A 600-nucleotide genomic window follows, 5' to 3' on the forward strand; every position below is an offset into this window, starting at 1 on the left:
ATTCATCCAAACAAACGCGGTAAGATTGAGCATAACCTACCCTCTATTTTAGAGCGTCTCAATATTGAACAAGAACATTGGAAAACTTTAACCACGCAGTTTGAAACCTGCTTTAAGCACGCCGCCGGCAAAGTGACTCACCTAGAGCAATACGCACAAAATCAACATCAGCAACGTGTGCAAGGTCGACGAAGTGCAATGCGCTTACTTGGTTAGCTTTGTGGTTAAATAGCGAGCGAAACTTACACACAGAAAGATGCCTGTCTTTTCTATCAGTATTATTTGATGCTCAATAGCCGTTTGCTCATCCGAGTAAGGTGAGGTTCTAGGAAAAGACTTTTTGTACTTGCCAGTCGCTCTATCCAAAAGTTCAAGCTTCCACATTATTTGTTTTGAATCATTTTGTGCAGTTTCAAAAAATTCTTTTACGCCAACTTCCGTAACCTCGCTTTTAACAGTACCTTTAAATACTTTTTTATTCGGGTATTTAGTAGGTTCATAAGAACCGCAATTTATCTTTCCGAATATATTCGCAAATGAATTGAAAGATAATAGGAGTGCAATAATAGTAAAGTATTTCAAGAAGTTTCCTTGTATTGC

The 600-nt window shown here is 38.0% G+C and carries 2 pseudogenes; one reads left to right on the forward strand and one right to left on the reverse strand.

Going from position 1 to position 600, the window contains the following annotated elements:
• Positions 1 to 216 (forward strand): annotated as a pseudogene (locus tag GVO62_RS17665) (transposase); the annotation flags it as partial.
• Here GVO62_RS17665 and GVO62_RS17670 read toward each other — a convergent pair.
• Positions 205 to 600: pseudogene (locus GVO62_RS17670) on the reverse strand (hypothetical protein); the annotation flags it as partial. The pseudogenes GVO62_RS17665 and GVO62_RS17670 sit on opposite strands and share 12 nt — an antisense overlap.

The sequence above is a fragment of the Alteromonas sp. KUL150 genome (assembly GCF_009811475.1).
GTDB lineage: Bacteria > Pseudomonadota > Gammaproteobacteria > Enterobacterales > Alteromonadaceae > Alteromonas > Alteromonas gracilis.